The organism is Myxococcus sp. CA039A (assembly GCF_013336645.1).
Classification (GTDB): domain Bacteria; phylum Myxococcota; class Myxococcia; order Myxococcales; family Myxococcaceae; genus Myxococcus; species Myxococcus llanfairpwllgwyngyllgogerychwyrndrobwllllantysiliogogogochensis.
In genome coordinates this window covers 1-5112 of the sequence record NZ_JABUMQ010000508.1, presented here as the reverse complement: position 1 = coordinate 5112, position 5112 = coordinate 1, and the positions used below count along the sequence as shown (strand labels likewise).

The window sequence follows — 5112 nt, the reverse complement described above, 5'->3', positions numbered from 1 at the left end:
GCGCCGCGTATTTCCCGTAGTCCTTCACCGCGACGGCACCAGGCGCGAGCACCAGGGCGGGCCGGTTCGGCTCCGGCTCGGCGGACTCCACCCCGAAGTACTCCGAGGTCCACATGAAGAAGACGTGCCTGCTGTTGTTGCTGTCCACGGTGGCGTGCACCGACAGCTCCATCCGCACCGAGACGCCTTGTAGCTCCGAGAGCACCCGCGTGGAGGAGGCGAACCAGAAGGTCCGCGAGGCCACGACCTGGTCTAACCGGGCCCACGAGAGCGACCCCTCCAGCGCCGACGCGGAGCGGGCCCATGCCGCCGTCATGGCGGCGCTGACTGAGCAGACCGCCGCGAAGAAGTCCCTTGCGAGTTGCAAGGTCCAGCAGTCGCAGCCGTAGCAGCACTCCCCAACAGCACGCACGAGCACCAGCCCGGTCCGACTGTCTCGGACGGCGGGCACGTCACCCCTACGCCCAGAGATCCCCCTGCAATGAAACTCATATCGTGCTTGCTGTTGACGGTGTTGATGCCCCTCTCCGCCGGATGCGCCACGTTGGCCCAGCGCCGGTGCGCGGCACTCCAGGATGAATTGGAGGAGGCGAACGGGCCGTGCAACGCCTGCCGTGCCCGACTCACTGACCCGGTGGACGCCCCGTTGTGCGCGGGTGTCTGCGCCCATCCTGGTGTGGTGGGGCCCGCCGTGGTCGCGGCCTGCACGCCCGCGCCCGCCGTGCTTTCCGCGAGCACGGAGCCCACTGCGTCCATGCCCGAAGACGCTGGCGACGTCTCCGCCGACGCCTCCGTCCCGTAGTCCTCCCGCGACTCCGAGAATTGAGAGCCGACGATGAGACACCTGTTGATGACCATGGCTGTGTCCGTGCTCGCCGCTGCATGCGCATCCGACCCAGCGACCTCGAAGTCCCTGTCCTATGACGGGCCGACACCGGTCCTTCGCCCTCCCGGCACCCAGGTATTGACGCCATCCCATGGAGGGGTGCGACAGCCCGGCCAGCCCGGCCACTCGGGGCAGCAGGTGGCGCGCACGAAGTCGAGGCGCATCCTCCCGACAGCCCCCGGGCCGACCATCTACGCTGCTGGGTCCGAGCGCCCCACCTGGGCTGTGCGGGTCCTGCCACCGCAATCCGCCGACAAGGTGACGTGGCAGGTCTGCGAGGGGCTAGTGCTCGCCGCCCTCACGGACCCCAAGGGGTTGCACGAGGAGACGCTGGCATCCGCCAAGCGGATGACGGACCTCCAGTGGCAATGCGCCTACGAGCGGAGCATGCGCTCCTGTTACCTGTTTCAGAAGGCACCGACCAAGACCGCCGATGGGTTGATGAGGTCGCGCAAAGCGAACGAGGACTTCCTCAACGATATGCAGCGCCGGGAGCGCGACGCGTGCAGAACGGTGTCGGTTGAAGGTGACGCACAGGAGGTCATCGACGCCATCAACGCGCGTGCTGTCTGGCACAACTGGAAGCCCGCGACGGCGGAGAACTTCAATCGGGCGTTGCTCGACGAAGCCAGCCCAGGGCCGCCCACCGCAGCGCTCCAGGAGGCCGCGCTGCAGGCCAAGCTGCGCGCCCGGCCCAAGGCCATCACCACCGGACGCGCGACACAGCGGCCTCCGGATGTGGATGGGATTCCGCGGAAGGCACTGGACGCGTGCTGGGACAAGACCCAGCAGTGCATCAACAACATGGGCGGGTCCACGGCCTGGGCAGACTCTCTCTTCCAGTGCGTCCGGTGGCGAGGCGCGCAGCAGTGCGCGGGCAAGGGGAGTCGCCACAGTCACCCGGATAAGTCCGACGAGGAGATTGAGCGACGGTGGGGCGGTGTCTGGAGCTACGACACCATGCTCGGCAAGTTCGACGAGCGCTGGCGGCCCCACTGCACCACCGCCTTCCGCGAAGGAGCCGACCCGGAGAAGCACGTCCAGGCCCTCCAACTGAAGTGCGACTCACTCTGGACGGCGCTGTTTCGCTGAGCCGACTGACGCAGTCCTTTCACGCGGGCGGTGCAGCTCGGGCCGCCCGCGCATCTCTCGCTGTACCCGAGGTGTGCCCATGTCGACGTGCGAAGCACGGTTGCTGACTAAGGAGGAGTTGGAGGAGGCGATGGAATCGCTGAGCGGGGACGTCAACGACGAAGTGGCGCGCGTCGCTGGCCACATCGACGCGCTGACAGTCGAGGCCGCCAGAGTGCCGGGGCTGGAGGAGAAGGTTGTCGCACTCGGAAACCTTGCCGTGGAACGTGGCGCCCAGATTGACGCGCTGGCGGCCGAGCGCGACGCCGCCCGGCAGGATGTGGCCCAGGCGCGTGAGCGCGTCGAAACGCTGGAGAGGGACAACGCCGTGGTCGGCGCCAACATGGACGGCTGGCGCTCCAGGGCCAAGGCCGCCGAGGCACGCGTAGAACTGTTGACGGTCGTGCTGCGCGACGAAGTCGGGTGGTTGCGCGGCCAGGACAGGGGCGATGCCGAGGGGCACCACGCGCGCGTCGACCGGCTCGAGAGAATCCTGCACGGGACGGCCCAGCCCACGCCCACCCCAGCAGCGCTGTTGGAGGCCGTGGGGCGAGCGCTGTCTGCCCTGGGGTTTGTCGAGCGCGTGGCCGATGGCCGCGTGGCTCGCGCACACGCCGAGTTGAAGGAAGCTGTGGCTGCCCTCCGTATCGCCTACGACGCCGCGAAGGGCACGCACGACAACGTGACGGCAGACCTCAAGCGCGTGCTGGAGATGGCGCGCACGGGCTCCCACGTGGGTGACGCTGCGACGGAGCTGGGCGAGGAGGCAGTGCAGGCTGTGCGCACGCTACGCGACACGTCTGGGCCAGCAGGCGAGCCGACGCCATCAGCCGCACTCACCCTCGCCGACTTCGAGCGCGTGGTGCAGGAGTATCGCAACGAGCTCGTTTCGGACGGAGGTGTCAGCGCAAGCGATTGCCGTCTAATGATTCGGGGCGCTGACGAGGTACTTCGCCGCCTGCCCAACCCTCCGGCCCCTCCGGAGCGTTCTGCGCCGCTCCTCCTCGCCAGGAACCCCGTCGACTCCACACCCGCTCCCGTTCCCGGTCCACGCTCCGGCCAGCCGACGCCCGTGCCAGAGGGGCCGGCGCTTTGGGTCGGCGTCGACATGGCGACGGGCCCTGACTTCGATGTGGTGAAGCTGCTGGCGCCCCAGCACGGGAGCCACGCCATGGACCACGCCACTCGGCGCGTGGTCGAGACGCTCGACGGCCAGCAGCCCGATCCCGCCGCGCCCGAGGTGGTGTGGAGGGGCAAAATCTGCGCCCGACTGCTTGAGGATGGCACCCTTCTGACCCGGCATTCATACCCGGGGCCGTGGGTTGTAGCGGATGCCGCAACTCCGCACTTCTGGTGGCTGATGGTCGCCAAGGAACTCGCTCGCGCGTTGGCCGAGTCGAAGCAACGAGAGGTGCCGCAGGAGCTGCTGCACCAGATGCGCGCGGCCCACGAGGCGGTGGAGGACGCCGCCTCGAAAGGCGTCGCCACCCAGGTGGGCCACACTGCCGGCCCCGTCCAGGTGATGAGAGCGGATGCCCTCGTCGCCGCTCGGCACCGCGCAGTGGCCGAGCTGGCCCAGAAGGCACTCGCGGCGCTCCACGGCGGAAGCAGCCGCGACGCCATCGCCATCCTTAAGGCCGCGACGGAGGGAGTTCCCCGTGGGTAGCCATGCCTCTGGCACCAAGGTGCCCGTCATCAAGTCGAAGATGGAGATCGATGCGCTGCTCGGAGCCCATGGCGCGCTTCGGAGAATCGTTGGCGAAGAGCCGGGGCTCGCTGTTGTCGTCTTCGAGGTGAATGACCGGAGGGTGCGCTTCCGCATGCCCCTGCCCGCCCGGGAGTCCTTCCTCAAGGACCCACGCCGCCCGTGGAAGACTCGGAAGAACGACGAGGTCACCCGTGCGATGGAGCAGGCCTGCCGCGAGAAGTGGCGGTGCCTGCTCCTCACCATCAAGGCCAAGTTCGTGTCCGTGGAGAGCCAGGTGGAGACTTTCGAGGAAGCCTTTCTGGCCCACATCGTCACGCCCACCGGGCAGACGGTGGGACAGCTCGCCCTGCCCGCTGTGAACGAGGCGTACCGCACAGGGGCCATGCCTCCCCTGCTTCCAGCCGGGACGACAGGAACGTCGCGATGATCGCCAAGCCCATCCAGGTCACCATCCTGTCCGCCGCAGGGGACGTCCTCGGCGAGCTGACGGCGAAGCCCAGCAATGCCCTGTGGCGGGCCCGGAAGGAAGCCCCGAAGCTCTTCATGACGGAGGGCACGCGCGAGTGCGAGCGGTACGGCGAGGGCTGGGCCCTCCGGCTTCGCGAAGGTGAACGTCCACCTGGGGCTGTCCGATGAGGGCACTTCTCCTGGCGGCCCTGGCCGGTGCCGCTGCCGGCGTCCTGGCAGTGGCGGTCCAGCGATGGCTCGCGCACCAGTCCACCACCGAGGCACCGTGCCCCGTCCGTCCGGAGGACTTCAGGCCGTGAATGTCATTCCACTGGCCGGCCCCTACCGCTACACGCACGCCGGCACCGAGGTGTTCCACCTTCCCCTCGTGCGGCCTTGGACGTGGGCCCTCACGCACCACGGGATGTGGAGCGTCTTCGTCCACGACGTGGAGCCCGCGCGCCAGGGCGTGCCCGAGCGTCGGCACCCCCTTCACCCGTCTCCGGAGGTCCTGGGGTGCTGGCTCGCCATCTACGCCACCCGTGACTACGACGCTGCAGGGGTGGCGTGGCTGCGCAAGGCCCACGACCTGGAGGCTCCTGCCGGAGACGTCCTACCCGCTGGCGCATACGTTGCCCTGGCGCGCCTGGCGGAAGTCTCCACCGTAGGCAACGACTCCCGGTGCACCTCCGACCCGTGGTGGTGGCACCGGGGCGCTCCGTGCCGGGGCACCGTCGCATGGTGGCTCGAGGAGGTGATGGTGTTCGAGCCGCTGACGGCTGCGCCAGCTCCACGCCTCTCGCGCGTGGACCGCGAGCTTGTGCCCGAGCTGCGCGAGCGCGTGCGTCTGGCCCGGGACGGCGTCTGGCGCCCGGAGCTGTACGCCGTGCCCGCTACCCTCCCCGTTCGGCAGCAGGAGCCGGCAGAGTCCCCCATGCCC

The 5112-nt window shown here is 69.1% G+C and carries 7 protein-coding genes; all 7 read left to right on the top strand.

All coding sequences use genetic code 11. The features are described 5' to 3' along the window. Window positions 1–113: 113 nt before the first annotated feature. Window positions 114–389, top strand: a complete 276-nt coding sequence (locus HR086_RS44560; protein WP_174468685.1) for a hypothetical protein — start codon at window positions 114–116, stop codon at window positions 387–389. A gap of 92 nt (window positions 390–481) precedes the next feature. Next, entirely contained in the window at window positions 482–802 is a 321-nt protein-coding gene (locus tag HR086_RS44555) for a hypothetical protein (RefSeq protein ID WP_174468684.1), read from the top strand. Window positions 803–985: 183 nt separating this feature from the next. After that, entirely contained in the window at window positions 986–1978 is a 993-nt protein-coding gene (locus HR086_RS44550) for a hypothetical protein (protein ID WP_174468683.1), read from the top strand. 79 nt (window positions 1979–2057) lie between these two features. Beyond that, window positions 2058–3683, top strand: coding sequence for a hypothetical protein (locus tag HR086_RS44545; RefSeq protein ID WP_174468682.1), 1626 nt, complete (start codon window positions 2058–2060; stop codon window positions 3681–3683). Next, window positions 3676–4152: a hypothetical protein gene (locus tag HR086_RS44540; RefSeq protein WP_174468681.1), complete on the top strand. Its 477-nt coding sequence runs from the start codon at window positions 3676–3678 to the stop codon at window positions 4150–4152. Before HR086_RS44545 ends, HR086_RS44540 begins: the two co-directional genes overlap by 8 nt. Then, window positions 4149–4361: a hypothetical protein gene (locus tag HR086_RS44535; RefSeq protein WP_174468680.1), complete on the top strand. Its 213-nt coding sequence runs from the start codon at window positions 4149–4151 to the stop codon at window positions 4359–4361. The genes HR086_RS44540 and HR086_RS44535 overlap by 4 nt, the downstream gene beginning before the upstream one ends. 127 nt (window positions 4362–4488) lie before the next feature. Further along, window positions 4489–5112, top strand: a 624-nt coding sequence (locus tag HR086_RS44530) for a hypothetical protein (RefSeq protein ID WP_174468679.1), incomplete at its 3' end; no start/stop codon positions are given.